The 15,494-nt window shown below is 36.7% G+C and carries 16 protein-coding genes and 1 CRISPR repeat array (1 of these 17 running past the window's edge); of the genes, 14 read left to right on the top strand and 2 right to left on the bottom strand.

Features of this window, described 5'->3' with window-relative positions:
- A CRISPR array of direct repeats spans positions 1-623; the repeat unit is 30 nt; it reaches 3,624 nt to the left of the window's first position.
- Between the two features lie 669 nt (positions 624-1,292).
- Together EHV10_RS11500 and EHV10_RS11495 are read left to right on the top strand one after the other, a co-directional pair.
- Complete coding sequence (locus EHV10_RS11500) at positions 1,293-2,303, top strand: LacI family DNA-binding transcriptional regulator (RefSeq protein ID WP_128674766.1); 1,011 nt, start codon at positions 1,293-1,295, stop codon at positions 2,301-2,303.
- The gene (locus EHV10_RS11495) at positions 2,303-3,634 is read left to right on the top strand and encodes an MATE family efflux transporter (protein WP_128674765.1); all 1,332 of its coding nucleotides are present in this window, start codon (positions 2,303-2,305) and stop codon (positions 3,632-3,634) included. The genes EHV10_RS11500 and EHV10_RS11495 overlap by 1 nt, the downstream gene beginning before the upstream one ends.
- Before the next feature lie 147 nt (positions 3,635-3,781).
- Here EHV10_RS11495 and EHV10_RS11490 read toward each other — a convergent pair whose 3' ends face one another.
- Both EHV10_RS11490 and EHV10_RS11485 read right to left on the bottom strand, forming a co-directional pair.
- Positions 3,782-4,570 (bottom strand): ZIP family metal transporter, encoded by a 789-nt coding sequence (locus EHV10_RS11490; RefSeq protein WP_128674764.1) that lies wholly within the window; start codon positions 4,568-4,570, stop codon positions 3,782-3,784.
- A 110-nt stretch (positions 4,571-4,680) separates the two neighbouring features.
- Positions 4,681-5,421, bottom strand: a complete 741-nt coding sequence (locus tag EHV10_RS11485) for a GNAT family N-acetyltransferase (RefSeq protein ID WP_128674763.1) — start codon at positions 5,419-5,421, stop codon at positions 4,681-4,683.
- A gap of 95 nt (positions 5,422-5,516) precedes the next feature.
- Here EHV10_RS11485 and pyrF point away from each other — a divergent pair, with 95 nt between their 5' ends.
- The 12 genes from pyrF to purD all read left to right on the top strand — a co-directional run bounded on the left by pyrF (position 5,517) and on the right by purD (position 15,428).
- On the top strand, positions 5,517-6,425 hold the full coding sequence (gene pyrF / locus EHV10_RS11480; protein WP_128674762.1) for an orotidine-5'-phosphate decarboxylase: 909 nt from the start codon (positions 5,517-5,519) through the stop codon (positions 6,423-6,425).
- Between the two features lie 11 nt (positions 6,426-6,436).
- Entirely contained in the window at positions 6,437-7,201 is a 765-nt protein-coding gene (locus tag EHV10_RS11475; RefSeq protein WP_128674761.1) for a dihydroorotate dehydrogenase electron transfer subunit, read from the top strand.
- On the top strand, positions 7,198-8,103 hold the full coding sequence (locus tag EHV10_RS11470) for a dihydroorotate dehydrogenase (protein WP_128674760.1): 906 nt from the start codon (positions 7,198-7,200) through the stop codon (positions 8,101-8,103). Before EHV10_RS11475 ends, EHV10_RS11470 begins: the two co-directional genes overlap by 4 nt.
- 19 nt (positions 8,104-8,122) lie before the next feature.
- Complete coding sequence (gene pyrE, locus EHV10_RS11465) at positions 8,123-8,794, top strand: orotate phosphoribosyltransferase (RefSeq protein ID WP_128674759.1); 672 nt, start codon at positions 8,123-8,125, stop codon at positions 8,792-8,794.
- Positions 8,795-8,811: 17 nt separating this feature from the next.
- Positions 8,812-8,961 carry a hypothetical protein gene (locus EHV10_RS14645; protein WP_167456730.1) on the top strand — a complete coding sequence of 50 codons (150 nt, stop codon included), beginning with the start codon at positions 8,812-8,814 and terminating at the stop codon, positions 8,959-8,961.
- 1 nt (position 8,962) lies between these two features.
- The gene (locus EHV10_RS11460) at positions 8,963-9,415 is read left to right on the top strand and encodes a VanZ family protein (RefSeq protein ID WP_128674758.1); all 453 of its coding nucleotides are present in this window, start codon (positions 8,963-8,965) and stop codon (positions 9,413-9,415) included.
- On the top strand, positions 9,412-9,837 hold the full coding sequence (locus EHV10_RS11455) for a hypothetical protein (RefSeq protein ID WP_128674757.1): 426 nt from the start codon (positions 9,412-9,414) through the stop codon (positions 9,835-9,837). The genes EHV10_RS11460 and EHV10_RS11455 overlap by 4 nt, the downstream gene beginning before the upstream one ends.
- Positions 9,801-11,858, top strand: coding sequence for an aminopeptidase (locus EHV10_RS11450; RefSeq protein WP_128674756.1), 2,058 nt, complete (start codon positions 9,801-9,803; stop codon positions 11,856-11,858). Before EHV10_RS11455 ends, EHV10_RS11450 begins: the two co-directional genes overlap by 37 nt.
- A 93-nt stretch (positions 11,859-11,951) precedes the next feature.
- Positions 11,952-12,461, top strand: a complete 510-nt coding sequence (gene purE / locus EHV10_RS11445; protein WP_128674755.1) for a 5-(carboxyamino)imidazole ribonucleotide mutase — start codon at positions 11,952-11,954, stop codon at positions 12,459-12,461.
- Positions 12,462-12,524: 63 nt separating this feature from the next.
- Entirely contained in the window at positions 12,525-13,550 is a 1,026-nt protein-coding gene (gene purM / locus EHV10_RS11440; protein ID WP_128674754.1) for a phosphoribosylformylglycinamidine cyclo-ligase, read from the top strand.
- Positions 13,551-13,560: 10 nt separating this feature from the next.
- Positions 13,561-14,157 carry a phosphoribosylglycinamide formyltransferase gene (gene purN, locus EHV10_RS11435; RefSeq protein ID WP_128674753.1) on the top strand — a complete coding sequence of 199 codons (597 nt, stop codon included), beginning with the start codon at positions 13,561-13,563 and terminating at the stop codon, positions 14,155-14,157.
- Entirely contained in the window at positions 14,154-15,428 is a 1,275-nt protein-coding gene (purD, locus tag EHV10_RS11430) for a phosphoribosylamine--glycine ligase (protein WP_128674752.1), read from the top strand. Before purN ends, purD begins: the two co-directional genes overlap by 4 nt.
- Positions 15,429-15,494: the final 66 nt, after the last annotated feature.

Raw genomic sequence — 15,494 nt, 5'->3', positions numbered from 1 at the left:
TGGAATATAACCAGAATGGAATGTAAAGTATCTTTTTCTATAGGTCACTTCTTCAGATTCTTCATTGGAATATAACCAGAGTGGAATGTAAAGTTAAATAGGTATATCCTTTTCCATATCCAAAATCCTCATTGGAATATAACCAGAGTGGAATGTAAAGCTACTTTAGGAATATAGATTTGTGTGCCTCCAAACTCATTGGAATATAACCAGAGTGGAATGTAAAGTAAGATAAACAGGAGTTAAATTCTATTCTTCTAAGATTGGAATATAACCAGAGTGGAATGTAAAGTTCTCTATAATCGTCTTCGCTATTTTCTGTACTGCATCATTGGAATATAACCAGAGTGGAATGTAAAGCTTATAACATTGTCCTCTTTATCTCTCTCATATTCATTGGAATATAACCAGAGTGGAATGTAAAGTGTCCTCCGCACTCTTTCTATACAGCGCATGAATTATTGGAATATAACCAGAGTGGAATGTAAAGTGTTGTAATACTTAAGAAGTGCCTCGGCTTTTTTTGATTGGAATATAACCAGAGTGGAATGTAAAGTTTTGCGGATAGTATCCTTGTTCCATACTTGCGTAATACTAGAATATAACCGGAATGGAATATAAAGTAAAGAGCAGGGGATTGTGATAGTGGAGTATCTTGGATGAGCAATAAAAAACAAATATGATAAAAATAAGCAAGTATATGGATGCTGAAAATATTTATATATTAAGTAAGCACTATGGAGTTCTTATTTGGTTAATTACAGTCATACTTTAATTTATTTCGTTTGGCTATAATTATAAAATTCAGAAACAGGAGAATTTTTTAGGTGATAAATAATTCTTAATAAATGGAGTATGATTTAGAAACTGTAAAAATAATAGTATTTATACTTTGAAGGGGATATAAAAAGACATAAAGTTTTATATCCTCTTTTTGTTTATATAAGTTGAGCAAAAAATGAATAAAAGCTGAAATCTAAAATGTAATAAAAATTTCTATCAATATACTAAAAATTCGGGAAAATAAGATGCAAATTTTGTAATAGGTTATGCGTTTAACCGTTGTGAAAGCCAAATTCCTATTGTAAAATGGATTTGCTGAAAGGGGAATATAACCTTTTAGGCAATGTAGAAATAATGCACCGGTGTTATGTATTATTGATATTTAATTAATATCAGAAATGGTAGAGCAAATCTCAAATCTCTTTATTATACAATATATTAGAAAAGTAGTAATAAGGCTAATATCTATCAAAAATACACCGGATAATAATGGGAGAAGAAGGGATTATATGGCACAAAGCAGAGTTAGGATTGTTGATGTTGCAGATGCGCTGGGGCTTAGTACAGCAACGGTTTCAAATGTGATTCATGGTAAAACCCGGAAAATTTCGGATGAAACGGTAAAAAGGGTTCAACAGGAGCTTGAAAAAACCGGATATATTCCTAATATGGCAGGAATTTTGCTTGCAAGAAATAATTCAAGAATTATCGGAGTGGTAGTGAATGATCATCCCAAATATGAGGGCAGAGTTTTAGAGGACGGATTTGTAATGTCGTCATTAAACGCACTTTCGCACGAGGTGAATAAAAAAGGATATTTCCTTATGGTAAAAACAACGACAGATATCAATGAAGTAATAGTGTTTGCTTCAATGTGGAATATGGACGGGCTGATTCTGATGGGATTTTGTGAAGAGAATTATGAAAGATTGCGAAATCAGATGAGGATATCTTTTGTTGTATATGACGGCTATTTTGATAAATGCTCAAAATTCGTTAATCTTGTGATTGATCATTATGATGGAGGTTATAAGGCAGGGGAATATTTTAAGAAGCTTGGACATAAAAAAGCATTATGTATCTCAGATAATTATATATGTATGGACAAGGAGCGTATTGACGGATTTTGCAAAGCCTTTGAACCCGGGGAAACTGTAATCTGGAAAATACCTAATACAAAGAAAGGAAGAGTACAATTTTACAAGGATAAGTTTTTGGAACTTTCACAGCTTGATATTACCGGGGTTTTTGCAGTATCCGATTATTATGCACTGGACTTCATGCAATTTTTACAGGGGAGGGGTGTGCAGATTCCGAAAGATTTGCAAATAATCGGGATGGATGACAGTATGGCAAGCAGGGAAAGCATTCCGGCATTGACTACAATTCATCAGGACGCATATTTAAGGGCAAAGGCTGCAATCAAATGTATTGAAGATATGCGTGACGGAAAGGAATATGATACAAGAATAGTTCTTCCGGTAAAACTTATAAAAAGAGAAAGTACAAGGGAATTATAATGTCAGAGTTTAGTAAATCATTATGCAAAATAGCTGTTCCTGTTACATTGCAGAGCATGTTGCAGGCATCATTTTCAATTATTGATCAGATAATGATCGGTCAGCTTGGGGAAATAAATATATCGGCAGTTGGACTGTATGGTAATTTTTCTTTGATTTTTCATGTGGTAACAGGTACGGTGGGAACTGTTGCAGGAATATTAACAGCACAGTTTATCGGAGCAAAGGATATGAAAGAAGCATGGAGCAGCTTTGATATAAGCATGGTTTTTGCAGTAATAATATCTGCATTATTTTTGTTTGCATCAGGAGTTTTTCCGACACATATTCTTGGACTGTACACAAAGGATGCGGATATTATAAATATGGGTGCTGTGTATTTTCGCATTGTAGCATTTTCATATATTCCGATGGCAATCAGTATCATTTTATCCACATGGCTGCGCTGCAAGGAGCATGCTGTCATACCGTTTTTAGCAAGCCTATTAGCTGTAGGTATAAATACAGGACTTAATTATATACTTATATTTGGGAAAGCCGGATTTTCACCTATGGGAATAAAAGGTGCGGCAATTGCAACCCTTGTTTCTCAGTTATTTAATCTAGTATTTATTTTTATCGGATTTATTGTTTGTATCAAAAAAGATGGGGATAAGCCGATACTGTCATTACATTTTAAAAGGATCAGCATACCGGATTATTTTATAATGGTTATACCTATTCTTGTAAGCGAGTTTCTCTGGAGTTTGGGGCAGAATGTAGAAACCGGGGTGTATGGGCATCTTGATACGGCAAATCTTGCGGCATATATGCTTACGGCTCCGATTCAGGGACTGGTTATGGGTGCTTTAAGTGGTTTGTCAGCTGCAGCAGGCGTTATGGTCGGAAAGAGGCTTGGAAAGAAAGAGTATGAGGAGGCATATAGGGAATCAGGGAAAATTATGATTGCGGGGTTAATAGGCGCAGTCTTTATATCATCAATTCTTATATTGTTGGCAGGAGTCTATACAGGATTTTATCAGGTGGATAATAATGTAAAAGAGCTTGGAAAAATTCTTCTTATAATATTTGCCCTATATGCCCCGGTAAAGGTTGAAAATATGATTCTTGGAGGAGGCATTATAAGAAGCGGAGGAAACACAAAGATTATAATGATTATTGACATTATAGGAACATGGTGTATAGGAATTCCTCTTTGTATGCTTGCAGCATATGTGTTTAAATGGGGAATTGTAGGTGTATATACATTGCTTACTACAGAAGAGATATTCAGACTTGTTGTATCACTTGTTATTTTTAAGAAACGCACATGGATGGTCAGTTTATCATAGAGATGATATTTTATACCTCAAAATAAGTAGTATTAGAAAAAAACATCCTGACAAAGTCACAAAGCTGGAACGCCTTGTACTTATCAGGATGTTTCTATTTTGCTCTTTAGAGAGTAAAATTCATTGTTTTCATATATTTACTGTTTTTTAGCTTAGAGCCACATCAAGTGCCATCATCACTGTAAATCCGAAGGCAAAGAGTATAACTCCTATATTTGAATGTTCACCTTCACTCATTTCAGGGATAAGTTCCTCTACTACAACATACATCATAGCTCCAGCCGCAAAGCTTAGAAGATATGGCATCACAGGGATAAATATCTTTGATGCGCCAAGCATTATCAGCGCTGCTACGGGTTCTACCGCACCTGAGAGGATACCGTAAAATAGTGCTTTCATTTTGCTCTGTCCTTCTGCATGAAGAGGCATTGATATAATGGCACCTTCGGGGAAGTTTTGAATAGCGATACCGAGAGAGAGTGCGAGAGCGGCTCCTGCAGATATACCGATGTTACCGTTTAAAAATCCTGCATAAACTATACCGACTGCCATTCCCTCAGGTATGTTGTGAAGAGTAACTGCAAGTACCATCATAGTTGTTCTTGCAAGCTTGCTTTTTCTACCTTCAGCCTTGTCTGCATACATATGTAAATGAGGAATTATATGGTCAAGACTCAGTAAGAATAAGGTTCCGAGCCAAAAACCTATAAATGCCGGAAGAAAGCTGAGCCTACCTGCACCGGATTCTTCCATCTGTTCAATAGCCGGAATTATAAGGCTCCAGACGGATGCGGCCACCATAACACCTGCGGCAAAGCCTGTCAGTGCTCTTTGAATACTTCTGCCCAGTCCGTTTTTCATAAAAAGTACACCTGCAGCACCTAATGATGTACCTACAAAAGGAATAAATATTCCTTGTATTGCTTCATATAACATAAATACACCTCCCATATTAGATTTATATAAATTTGATTGTACGCTATTAATATATATATGATAACATTTATAAATACAAATGGCAATATATAAACTTAAAGAATATATTACTATATAAATTTTTTGTAATAGCTTAGCTCACTTGAAATGCTAAATCCCAAGTCTTTGTATATTTTATATGCAGGTGTATTTTCCAAAAGCAGTTGCAAATGAATCTTGGTTTTTCCCATGTCCTTTAAAAATAAAAGTATTGCTCTCATAGACAGTTTTCCAAGTCCTTTAGTTTGATATTCCTCATATATATTAAAACTGTGGAAATAGATATAGCCGGTATCAAAGTTAAAAGTATAAAAGCCAAATGATCCTATTTCTTCGTCTTTATAATAAATATAGAAAATGTCATTATCTTCCTCATAAATGTCGATATCAGGTATCTCATCGCCCTGATATGTGGACAAGTCAAGTTCCATCATAGTTTCCGTGCTGTCATAGTCAAATGAGAGCTTCTTTGCACATTCAATTGCAGGTAAAAAATTTCTTTCACATATAAAAGAAAGCTCTGTGCCGTTTTTTAAATCAGTATATAAGAAGTTTAACAGAGCTTTGAAATAACCTTTTTTTCTGTTTGCCGTATCTGTAAAAGCTATTACTTCATAAATATTATCATCTATTTCAAACAAAGCGAAAACGGACATTAGATTTTCACCTTTATAACAGAGATAATATACACATCTCTCATCACTGAAATCAAAATAAAGCGGAAGATGATGCTCCTTATCCTGGGCTTCAACTATGGAATTTATTTGATTTATCATATCTTCAGATAAATCTCTTGTTTTTATTATATTCATGGCAATCTCCAAGCGTGCATTTATTGAAATAATACGGGTATATGTGTTATACTTTTAAAAACATAATTATGCCCGAAGGGCTCTTAGGAGAAAATATGATTGCAAAACTTATTGAAAAAATCAAGCAAACAAATGCCCCTATATGTGTAGGTTTAGATCCGCTTATTTCACATATACCGAATTATATACTAGATGAGAAGATAAAGAAATACGGAAAAACCACAAAGGCTATAGGAGAGGCTTTCTTTGAGTTCAACAAAGAGATAATTGATAAGACCTATGATCTTATTCCTTCTGTAAAACCGCAGATAGCTATGTATGAGGAGTTTGGAATAGAGGGAATGATTGCTTACCAAAAAAGTGTCGAGTATGCCAAGGAAAAGGGGTTGCTGGTAATCGGTGATGCAAAAAGAGGAGATATAGGTTCAACTTCACTTGCTTATGCAAAGGCACATATCGGAGTAAGTGATGTATTGGGCGAAAAAATAGTAGGATTTGATACAGATTTTGTGACTGTAAATCCATATCTCGGTACAGACGGTGTGAAGCCTTTCATAGATGTATGTAACAGTGAGAATAAGGGTATATTTGTACTTGTAAAGACTTCAAATCCTTCAAGCGGTGAATTCCAGGATCAGCTTATAGACGGAACACCTCTGTATGAACTTGTAGCAAAGAAGACCTGTGAATGGGGTGCTATGAGCATGGACGGAAACTATTCAAATGTAGGTGCCGTAGTCGGTGCTACATATCCTAAGATGAGTGCAATACTTAGAGAAAAGATGCCGAATACCTTCTTCCTTGTACCGGGTTACGGTGCACAGGGCGGAACAGCCGAGGATTTAAAGCCGTGCTTTAATAAAGACGGACTTGGTGCCGTAGTAAACTCTTCAAGAGGAATCATAGCCGCATATAAGCAGGAAAAGTATTCTTCACTTGAGTTTGGTGATGCGGCAAGAGCGGCTGTAAAGGATATGATAGTAGATATAAACAGAGTTTTATAAAGAGAAGTGAAATGACAAAGATAATGGATAACGGGAAGGTGCTTTCCCAGGATGAACTGAGTAAAGATATTTATTCGATTTGGATAAAGACAGATATAGCAAAGACCACAAAGCCGGGACAATTTGTAAATGTATATACAAAGGATCCTTCAAAGCTTTTACCAAGACCAATAAGTATATGTGAGGTTGATAAAGACTCTATAAGGCTTGTGTACAGAGTTACAGGTGAAAATACCGGAACAAAGGAATTTTCAAACTTAAAAACCGGAGATGATATCAAAGTTTTGGGGTCTCTTGGAAATGGCTTCCCTACAGATTCAAAGTCTACTATCCTTATAGGAGGAGGTATAGGAATACCTCCAATGCTTGAAACCGCAAAGCAATTAGATGGTGAGAAGATCATTGTACTTGGATTTAGAGACAGTAATACTTTCCTTGCAAATGAACTTGAAAGCTATGGAAAAGTATATATTGCCAGTGAAGACGGAAGTATAGGCACAAAGGGAAATGTACTGGACGCTATAAGAGAAAATAGGTTAAGTGCCGAAAGAATTCTTGCCTGCGGACCTACTCCAATGCTCAGAGCAATAAAAAAATATGCGGATGAAAATAATATAGAATGCTTCCTGTCATTGGAAGAGAAGATGGCATGCGGAATAGGTGCATGCTTAGCTTGTACATGTAAGTCAAGCGAGATTGACAGTCACTCCAAGGTGAAAAATAAAAGAGTCTGTACTGAAGGACCTGTATTTAATGCTTCGGAGGTGGAACTATGATAAATACAAAAGTAAAGATAGCAGGTGTGGAGTTTAAAAATCCTGTTACTGTTGCTAGCGGAACCTTCGGACATGGTGAAGAGTTTGCAGACCTTGTGGATATCAACAGACTTGGTGCGGTAACTACAAAGGGCGTTGCAAATATCCCATGGGAGGGAAATCCTACACCGAGAATTGCGGAAGTCTACGGCGGTATGTTAAATGCTATCGGACTTCAAAACCCGGGTGTTGATACCTTTATTGAAAGAGATTTGAAATTCCTTAAAGAAAAGGATACAAAGATAATAGTAAATGTCTGTGGAAGAAGTGTTGAGGACTATATTGAAACCGTTGAAAGACTCTCGGACGAGGATGTGGATATGTTTGAAATCAATATATCCTGTCCGAATGTATCACATGGAGGTATTGCTTTCGGTACAAATGTTGAGAGTGTAAGTGAGATAACAAAGCAGATGAAGGCTCATTCAAAGAAGCCTATTATCATGAAGCTTTCACCGAATGTTACAGATATAACCGAGATTGCAAGGGCTGCCGAGGCTGCAGGAAGCGATGCTCTTTCACTTATAAATACCATCACCGGTATGAAGATAGATATCAATAAGAGATGTTTTGCAATAGCAAACAGGACTGGCGGAATGTCAGGTCCTGCCATTAAGCCGATTGCTCTAAGAATGGTCTATCAGGTAGCAAATGCTGTAAAGATACCTATAATAGGTATGGGAGGTATAGCCACTTTTGAGGATGCGGTAGAATTTATGCTTGCAGGTGCCACAATGGTAAGTGTGGGAACCGCAAATTTTTTCAATCCGAATGCAAGTATAGAGGTAGCAGAAGGTATTGAAAAGTATCTTGAAAATAACGGCTTTAAAGATGTAAACGAGATTATAGGTTTGGTAAAATAAACCTTTGAATGGAGAATTTATGGAAAACTACAAAAAAGAATTTATTGATTTTATGATAGAGTGTGAAGTTTTAAAGTTTGGCGACTTTGTTACAAAGAGCGGAAGAAAGACTCCTTTCTTTGTTAATACAGGATTTTACAGAAGCGGAGCACAGCTTAGTAAGCTTGGAAAGTACTATGCAAAGGCTATAAGAGGTGCTTTCGGTGATAAATTCGATATACTTTTCGGACCTGCATACAAGGGTATTCCTCTTAGTGTTGCAACATCAATGGCACTCAGCGAAGAGAGTGTGGATGTAAAATACTGTTCAAACAGAAAAGAAGTAAAAGATCATGGAGATACAGGTATTTTACTTGGTTCACCTATTAAGGACGGAGATAAGATTGTTATAATAGAGGATGTGACTACGGCGGGAACATCTATTGAGGAGACTGTGCCTATTATTAAGGCACAGGGAAATGTAGATGTACTCGGTCTTGTAGTAAGTGTGGACAGATGTGAAAGAGGTCAAGGCGAGAAGTCGGCGCTTGTGGAAATAAGCGAAAAATACGGTATAAAGACTACAGCCATTGTTACGATGAATGAAGTTGTAGAGTATCTTTATAATAAAGAAGTGGGCGGAAGAATTATCATAGACGATAAATTAAAGTTAGCCATAGATGATTACTACAAGATTTACGGAGTAAAATAAAATCCGGCGGAGGAAAGATGGAAAAGATATATAAACTTATGAAATTCTGTGGTGGAGCAGGAATTGCTATCGGTGTGATAATGATAGTTGTAGGAGTTGCTACAGGTGTTATGTCCATTGTAAACGGAGCAAGACTGCTGGCAGGAAAGAAACATATAGAGTTTTGATATGAATAAACTTGGCACTAAGTTTAGATTCATAGGAATGATTTTTTTTATAATATATCTTTTGGTATTATGTTATTTTCTCTTTTTTGCAGAGGCATTTGGAAGAGGAATATCTCTTGAAGCACATGGTTACAATACAACACCATTTGTTGAGATAAGAAGATATATTGATAATTTTGATAAACTTGGGATGATAACGGTGATAAATCTGGGGGGCAATGTACTTGCTTTCATGCCCTTCGGATTTTTCAGACCGATAATCGGCAGAAGAAAAAATGCATTTTTCAGGACTTTGATTCAGGGTTGTCTGTTTTCACTTATGGTGGAAGTTATACAGCTTTTGACCAATGTCGGAAGCTTTGATGTGGACGATATTATATTGAATACATTGGGAGTTTTTCTGGGATATATTATTTTTATTCTGTTTAAATTTATCATATGGAGACGGGAATGAGTTTTTTTAAAAAAAAGAGAATAGGAATTCCTTTTAGAAGAGAAGAAAATATTTTGGACTCCGACATATTTTTATCGGCAGAGGACAAGGCCAAGTTTGCTACAAGTAGAAAAGATATGGTCGACTATATGAGACGACCTTTTGCAAAGGATGCAAAATTTGCACTGTTTATGGATATTGTTGCCGTGGTACTGCTTATTTTTGCTGTAAGAAAAGTGATAGAAAATCAGGGTGCACCAAGTACTCAGGTATCGGCTTTTGCACTTTGTTCATTTCTATTTGCGGCGGCGGGATCTTATTATTCGCTGAAATCTTTTAAACAGGGAACGGCAAGGAAATCACTTTCGGTGATTACTACAATAATTGGAGGAGTTTTATTTTTACTATGGTTTATGATATTTATTCTTGGGATAACAGGCTGATAGTAGAGAGAATAAATCTGGCAATGGAGAGGATTTCTCAGATAAAATCTGAGAAAGATATCAGATTTGGCGATTTTTTCTTGAAGCTCTCACGCTTTTTGGAACAAGTAAATGATTTGAGAATAAAAAGAGATACAGGAGAGTTTGAAAAGCAAAGCTTTGAAGAACTTAATATATCTCAAAACGAACTTTTTTATGATTTAAAAGAGGAAAATTATAATGAATCCGTATACAATCCGGATGTATTGGAGAAGCTTTGTGATAAGGAGTTTATGTCACCGCTTCTAAGCCTTTCTTTTGAGGTGAGAGCCGCACTTATAACAGTATTTGAGGGAGACCTTGAAGGATTTGTCAATATTTTGGAGCTGTTTTTACAGGTATACGGTATATGCCTTGAGGGCGGAGATGCCAAGGAAGTCTCAGAAGCTATTTACTGGTACGCTTCAGACTATCTTGATATTACAGCAAGAAAAAAGATAATAGAAAGCTTCACTACTTCCAACAGATTTTTTTATAATATAATTATGAATGATGATCTGTCCGATCTGAGATATCTTTTTAAATTCGGAGAATACATCGGTGAAAATGAGATAAAAACTGCAAAATACCTTAATTCACTTGATATGGAGACTGTCAGACTATGTGCAAAAACTTTTGTAGACGGATATAGGGATGGTTTTGTTGCAATGCAAAAGGATATCTCAAAGAGAAGTATTGTATCTTTGATATATCGCATCGGATTTGAGAGAATAGTAAAAGAAGCTGTTATACTCTTTGAAGATATGGGATTTGAGGTGGTACTTGACAGAAAGCCTTACAGACTTGCTGATATGTCACACATCAGAAATCGAGGCATTTGCAGCGGCGGTGTGAACAGACAGTTTGAGTACGATCATAAGTATGATATGAATATCTTTACAAAGAAGGCATACCTTGACAGAAAATTTGAGATAAGTAAGCAGACATTTGAAGAGATAAAGGAAAATATGGCTCGATACGGTGGACCTGCATTGATGGATGCATTCGGTGACACTGAATTTTTGCCTGTAAAGAAAACTGCAGCCAATGCTTTTGTTGAAAAACAAAATAATTTGATGAACAATTACAGAAATGAAATGATGCTTTTACAGGATGAGTATATAGATACTTCAGGTACTGCATTCTGTATTATTGCATGGCCGCTTCCAAGTATTGCAAAGGAGCCGGAGGTTTATTTAAATATATTTGATGATATTATAAGAATAAATACTTTGGATGCCGGCAAATACAAAGAAGCACAGCAAAAGATTATAGATGCACTTGATAAGGCCGATACTGTAAGAGTCATCGGAGGCAAAGATAATAAGACAGATCTTACTATAAAGCTTCATGAGTTAAAGGAGCCTTCTAAGGAAACAAATTTTGAAAACTGTGTAGCCGATGTAAATATTCCTGTCGGTGAGGTGTTTACATCTCCTGTGCTTGTAGGAACAAACGGTACACTTTTTGTTAAGGACGTTTTTTTGGCAGGATATCATTTAAAGAATCTTTGCATAACTGTAAAGAACGGTATGATAGAGGACTATATCTGTGAGAACTTTGAGACAAGAGATGACAACAGAAGAATGGTTGAAGATTCCATCTTAAAGGGACATAAATCCTTACCTATGGGCGAGTTTTCCATAGGAACAAATGTGGTGGCTTATAATGTAGCTAAGAAGTATGACATTTTTGAGAAAATGCCTATTTTGATTGCTGAAAAAATGGGTCCTCATTTTGCGTTCGGAGATACATGTTATTCACATGATGAAGAAAGTGTTTCTTACAATCCTGACGGTAAGGCTATTATTGCCAGAGATAATGAATGCTCTATAAAGAGAAAGACAGATATTAAGAGCGCATATTTTAATTGTCATACAGACATTACTATCCCTTTGGTTGAGCTTGGGGATATCTATACAAATGAGCCGGACGGTACAAATACTTATATCATCAAAGATGGCAGATTTGTGCTTGAAGGCAGTGAAATATTGAACGAATAAAGAAATCCATAGGCTTTGTTTTACAAATTATCTTGTAAAACAAAGCCTATGGTTAGTTATACAATAATATTATTTTTTACAATGGAGGTAAGTATGGTTGAGGTTGCTATAGTTATGGGGAGCGATTCGGATTTAAATGTTATGAGAGCCGCCGGAGATTTCCTAAAAGATATGGGTGTGGAATATGAATATAACATCATTTCAGCACACAGAGAGCCAGATATTTTCTTCGCCTGGGCAAGAGATTTAAAGAAAAGGGGAATAAAGACTGTAATAGCAGGTGCAGGAAAGGCGGCACATCTTCCGGGAATGTGTGCGGCACTCACACCTATTCCTGTAATAGGAGTACCGATAAAGACTTCAGATCTTGGAGGTGTGGATTCTTTATATTCTATAGTTCAAATGCCGGGCGGAATTCCGGTAGCGACTGTGGCTATAAACGGTGCAAAAAATGCGGGAATACTTGCCACAAAGATACTTGCTTTAAGTAATGAAGAACTCTTTGACAAACTTGAAAAATTCAGCGACGGCATGGCTAAAGAGGTGGAAGCCAAGGATAAAAGATTAAAAGATGTGGGAGTTGATACTTTTTTGAAAGGCTGATTTATATAATTTCAGTTCTTTCTTCTTTGAATAGTTGTTTTTGTTTTGTATATTGGAGGTAATATGGATTACAAGAGTGCCGGCGTGGATATTGAAGCAGGTTATAAGGCCGTTGAGCTGATGAAGCAACATGTAAAAGCTACTATGAGACCGGAAGTCCTTGGTGGACTTGGAGGTTTTTCAGGAGCATTTTCTTTAAGTAAGATAAAGAATATGAAAGAGCCTGTTCTTCTATCCGGAACTGACGGAGTCGGAACAAAGCTGAAACTGGCCTTTTTAACGGATAAACATGACAGCATAGGCATTGACTGTGTCGCTATGTGTGTGAATGATGTGGCCTGTGCGGGAGGTGAGCCGCTGTTTTTTCTTGATTATATAGCCTGTGGGAAAAACGATCCCGAGAAAATAGCAACTATTGTAAAAGGTGTAGCAGACGGATGTATACAGTCGGGAGCAGCACTTATTGGTGGTGAAACTGCAGAAATGCCGGGATTTTATCCTGTAGATGAATACGATTTGGCAGGATTTTGTGTGGGTGTTGCCGACAAATGCAATCTTATTGACGGAAAGGATTTAAAGGCAGGAGATGTTTTGATAGGTATTGCTTCAAGCGGTGTACATTCAAACGGATTTTCTTTGGTAAGAAAAGTTTTTGATATGACAAAGGAATCCTTGGATACCTACTATGATGAACTTGGGAAAACTTTGGGAGAAGTACTTTTAGCACCTACAAAAATATATGTGAAGGCACTTAAAGCTGTTAGAGATGAAAATATAAAGATTAAAGCCTGCTCACATATTACAGGTGGAGGATTCTATGAAAATATACCCAGAATGCTTATTGAAGGTACTAAGGCTGTGGTAAGAAAAGACTCCTATGAAATACCTGCAATATTTAAACTATTGGCAAAGACAGGTGATATTAAAGAAGAGATGATGTACAATACCTTCAATATGGGACTCGGAATGGTGATAGCTGTTGATAAGTCTGATGCTTCAAAAACGCTTGAAGCATTAAACTTTTTGGGAGAGTCGGCATATGAAATCGGATATATAGAAAAAGGCGCAAAGGGAATAGAGCTTATATAAAGGAGCGATAATGTTTGATATTGTATGTCTGGTTTCCGGAGGTGGCACCAATCTTGCCGCAATTATAAAAGCGATAGAAGAAAAACAGATAAAAAATGTAAGAATAAAAGCTGTTATATCAAACAACAGTGATGCCTATGCCTTGGAAAGAGCAAAAAAAGCAGGAATAGATGCAAAATGTATATCACCTAAAAACTTTTCAAACAGAGATGAGTTTAATAAGGTGTTACTTGATGAACTGCAAGGGCTTAATCCGGATTTGATTGTACTGGCAGGTTTTTTGGTAAATATATCAGAGGATATAGTGGAAGCTTTTGAAAATAAAATAATAAATATCCATCCTTCCTTGATTCCGAGCTTTTGCGGTAAGGGTTACTATGGTTTGAAAGTTCATGAGGCCGCATTAAAAAGAGGGGTTAAGGTAACGGGAGCCACAGTACATTTTGTAGATGCCGGAATAGATACAGGCAGGATAATACTTCAAAAAGCTGTGGATGTTCACCCGGGAGATGATGCAAAGTCCTTGCAAAAAAGAGTAATGGAAGAGGCTGAATGGATTATTTTACCTAAGGCTATTGAAAAAATTGCAAATGGAGAGAGCTTATGAAAATTTTAGTAGTAGGTGGAGGCGGCAGAGAGCATGCCATAGTAAAGAAATTATCCGAGAGTAAAAGGAACCTCAAAATTTATGTGGCCCCGGGTAATGCAGGCACTGAGGACATTGCAACAAATGTGGCAATATCGGTTATGGATTTTGAAGCTCTGAGAGACTTTGCAAAGAGTGAAAAGATAGATTTAACAATAATAGGAATGGATGATCCGCTGGTAAAAGGTATAGTTGATTACTTTGAAGCTGAAGGGTTAAGAGTATTCGGGCCGAGGAAGAATGCCGCAATACTGGAAGGTTCAAAGGCTTTTTCAAAAGATCTTATGAAAAAGTATGGTATACCTACAGCGGGATATGAAAACTTCAGTGACCCGAAAGAGGCCCTAAAGTATCTTGAAAATGTCAAATACCCTATAGTACTTAAAGCTGACGGCTTGGCTCTTGGAAAAGGTGTACTGATTTGCAAGGATAAGTCCGAGGCAATATCCGGAATAGAGGAGCTGATGACCAAAAAATCCTTTGGAGATGCCGGAAATACCATAGTAATAGAAGAATTCTTAGAGGGAAGAGAAGTCAGTGTACTGTCATTTGTAGACGGAAAGCACTATGCACTTATGACTTCGGCACAGGATCATAAAAGAGCCAAGGACGGTGATGAGGGTTTAAATACCGGAGGTATGGGGACTTTCAGTCCGAGTCCTTTCTATACTGAAGAAATAGATAAGTATTGTAAGGAGCATATTTATCAAAAAACCGTGGATGCTATGAGAGCCGAGGGCAGAGAGTTTAAAGGTATAATTTTTTATGGACTGATGCTTACAGATAAAGGAGTGAAGGTACTTGAGTACAATGCAAGATTCGGAGATCCTGAAACTCAGGTAGTACTTCCAAGAATGGAAAATGATATTATAGATGTTTTTGAAGCCTGTATTGACGGAACTTTGGATAAAATCGAGCTTAAATTTGAGAATAATGCCGCAGTATGTGTAGTACTTGCAAGTGACGGCTATCCGCTTGAATATGAAAAGGGAAAGAAGATAACCGGCTTTGAAAATTTTAAGGGCAGAGACGATTTATACTGCTTCCATGCAGGTACAAAAAGGGAAGGAGCTGATATAGTTACAAACGGAGGTAGAGTTCTTGGAATTACCGCCAAGGCCGCTACACTAAAAGATGCAAGAAAAAAGGCTTATGAAGCCACAAAACTTGTGGATTTTGAAAACAAGTATATGAGAAATGATATCGGTATAAGTATACTTGACAACGATTGACACAGTAGTTTGTATTTGTTAGACTAATGAGAAAAAAGTAATAGAAATTGCATTGAACCGTGTGGA

The sequence above is a fragment of the Lachnoanaerobaculum gingivalis genome (assembly GCF_003862475.1).
GTDB classification, from domain to species: Bacteria; Bacillota; Clostridia; order Lachnospirales; family Lachnospiraceae; genus Lachnoanaerobaculum; species Lachnoanaerobaculum gingivalis.
This window is presented reverse-complemented; position numbering and strand designations above follow the sequence as displayed.

Coding starts and splice junctions, on each gene's coding strand:
- EHV10_RS11500 (WP_128674766.1), top strand. CDS start 1,293: ATGGCACAAAGCAGAGTTAGGATTGTTGATGTTGCAGATGCGCTGGGG.
- EHV10_RS11495 (WP_128674765.1), top strand. CDS start 2,303: ATGTCAGAGTTTAGTAAATCATTATGCAAAATAGCTGTTCCTGTTACA.
- EHV10_RS11490 (WP_128674764.1), bottom strand. CDS start 4,570: ATGTTATATGAAGCAATACAAGGAATATTTATTCCTTTTGTAGGTACA.
- EHV10_RS11485 (WP_128674763.1), bottom strand. CDS start 5,421: ATGAATATAATAAAAACAAGAGATTTATCTGAAGATATGATAAATCAA.
- pyrF (WP_128674762.1), top strand. CDS start 5,517: ATGATTGCAAAACTTATTGAAAAAATCAAGCAAACAAATGCCCCTATA.
- EHV10_RS11475 (WP_128674761.1), top strand. CDS start 6,437: ATGACAAAGATAATGGATAACGGGAAGGTGCTTTCCCAGGATGAACTG.
- EHV10_RS11470 (WP_128674760.1), top strand. CDS start 7,198: ATGATAAATACAAAAGTAAAGATAGCAGGTGTGGAGTTTAAAAATCCT.
- pyrE (WP_128674759.1), top strand. CDS start 8,123: ATGGAAAACTACAAAAAAGAATTTATTGATTTTATGATAGAGTGTGAA.
- EHV10_RS14645 (WP_167456730.1), top strand. CDS start 8,812: ATGGAAAAGATATATAAACTTATGAAATTCTGTGGTGGAGCAGGAATT.
- EHV10_RS11460 (WP_128674758.1), top strand. CDS start 8,963: ATGAATAAACTTGGCACTAAGTTTAGATTCATAGGAATGATTTTTTTT.
- EHV10_RS11455 (WP_128674757.1), top strand. CDS start 9,412: ATGAGTTTTTTTAAAAAAAAGAGAATAGGAATTCCTTTTAGAAGAGAA.
- EHV10_RS11450 (WP_128674756.1), top strand. CDS start 9,801: ATGGTTTATGATATTTATTCTTGGGATAACAGGCTGATAGTAGAGAGA.
- purE (WP_128674755.1), top strand. CDS start 11,952: ATGGTTGAGGTTGCTATAGTTATGGGGAGCGATTCGGATTTAAATGTT.
- purM (WP_128674754.1), top strand. CDS start 12,525: ATGGATTACAAGAGTGCCGGCGTGGATATTGAAGCAGGTTATAAGGCC.
- purN (WP_128674753.1), top strand. CDS start 13,561: ATGTTTGATATTGTATGTCTGGTTTCCGGAGGTGGCACCAATCTTGCC.
- purD (WP_128674752.1), top strand. CDS start 14,154: ATGAAAATTTTAGTAGTAGGTGGAGGCGGCAGAGAGCATGCCATAGTA.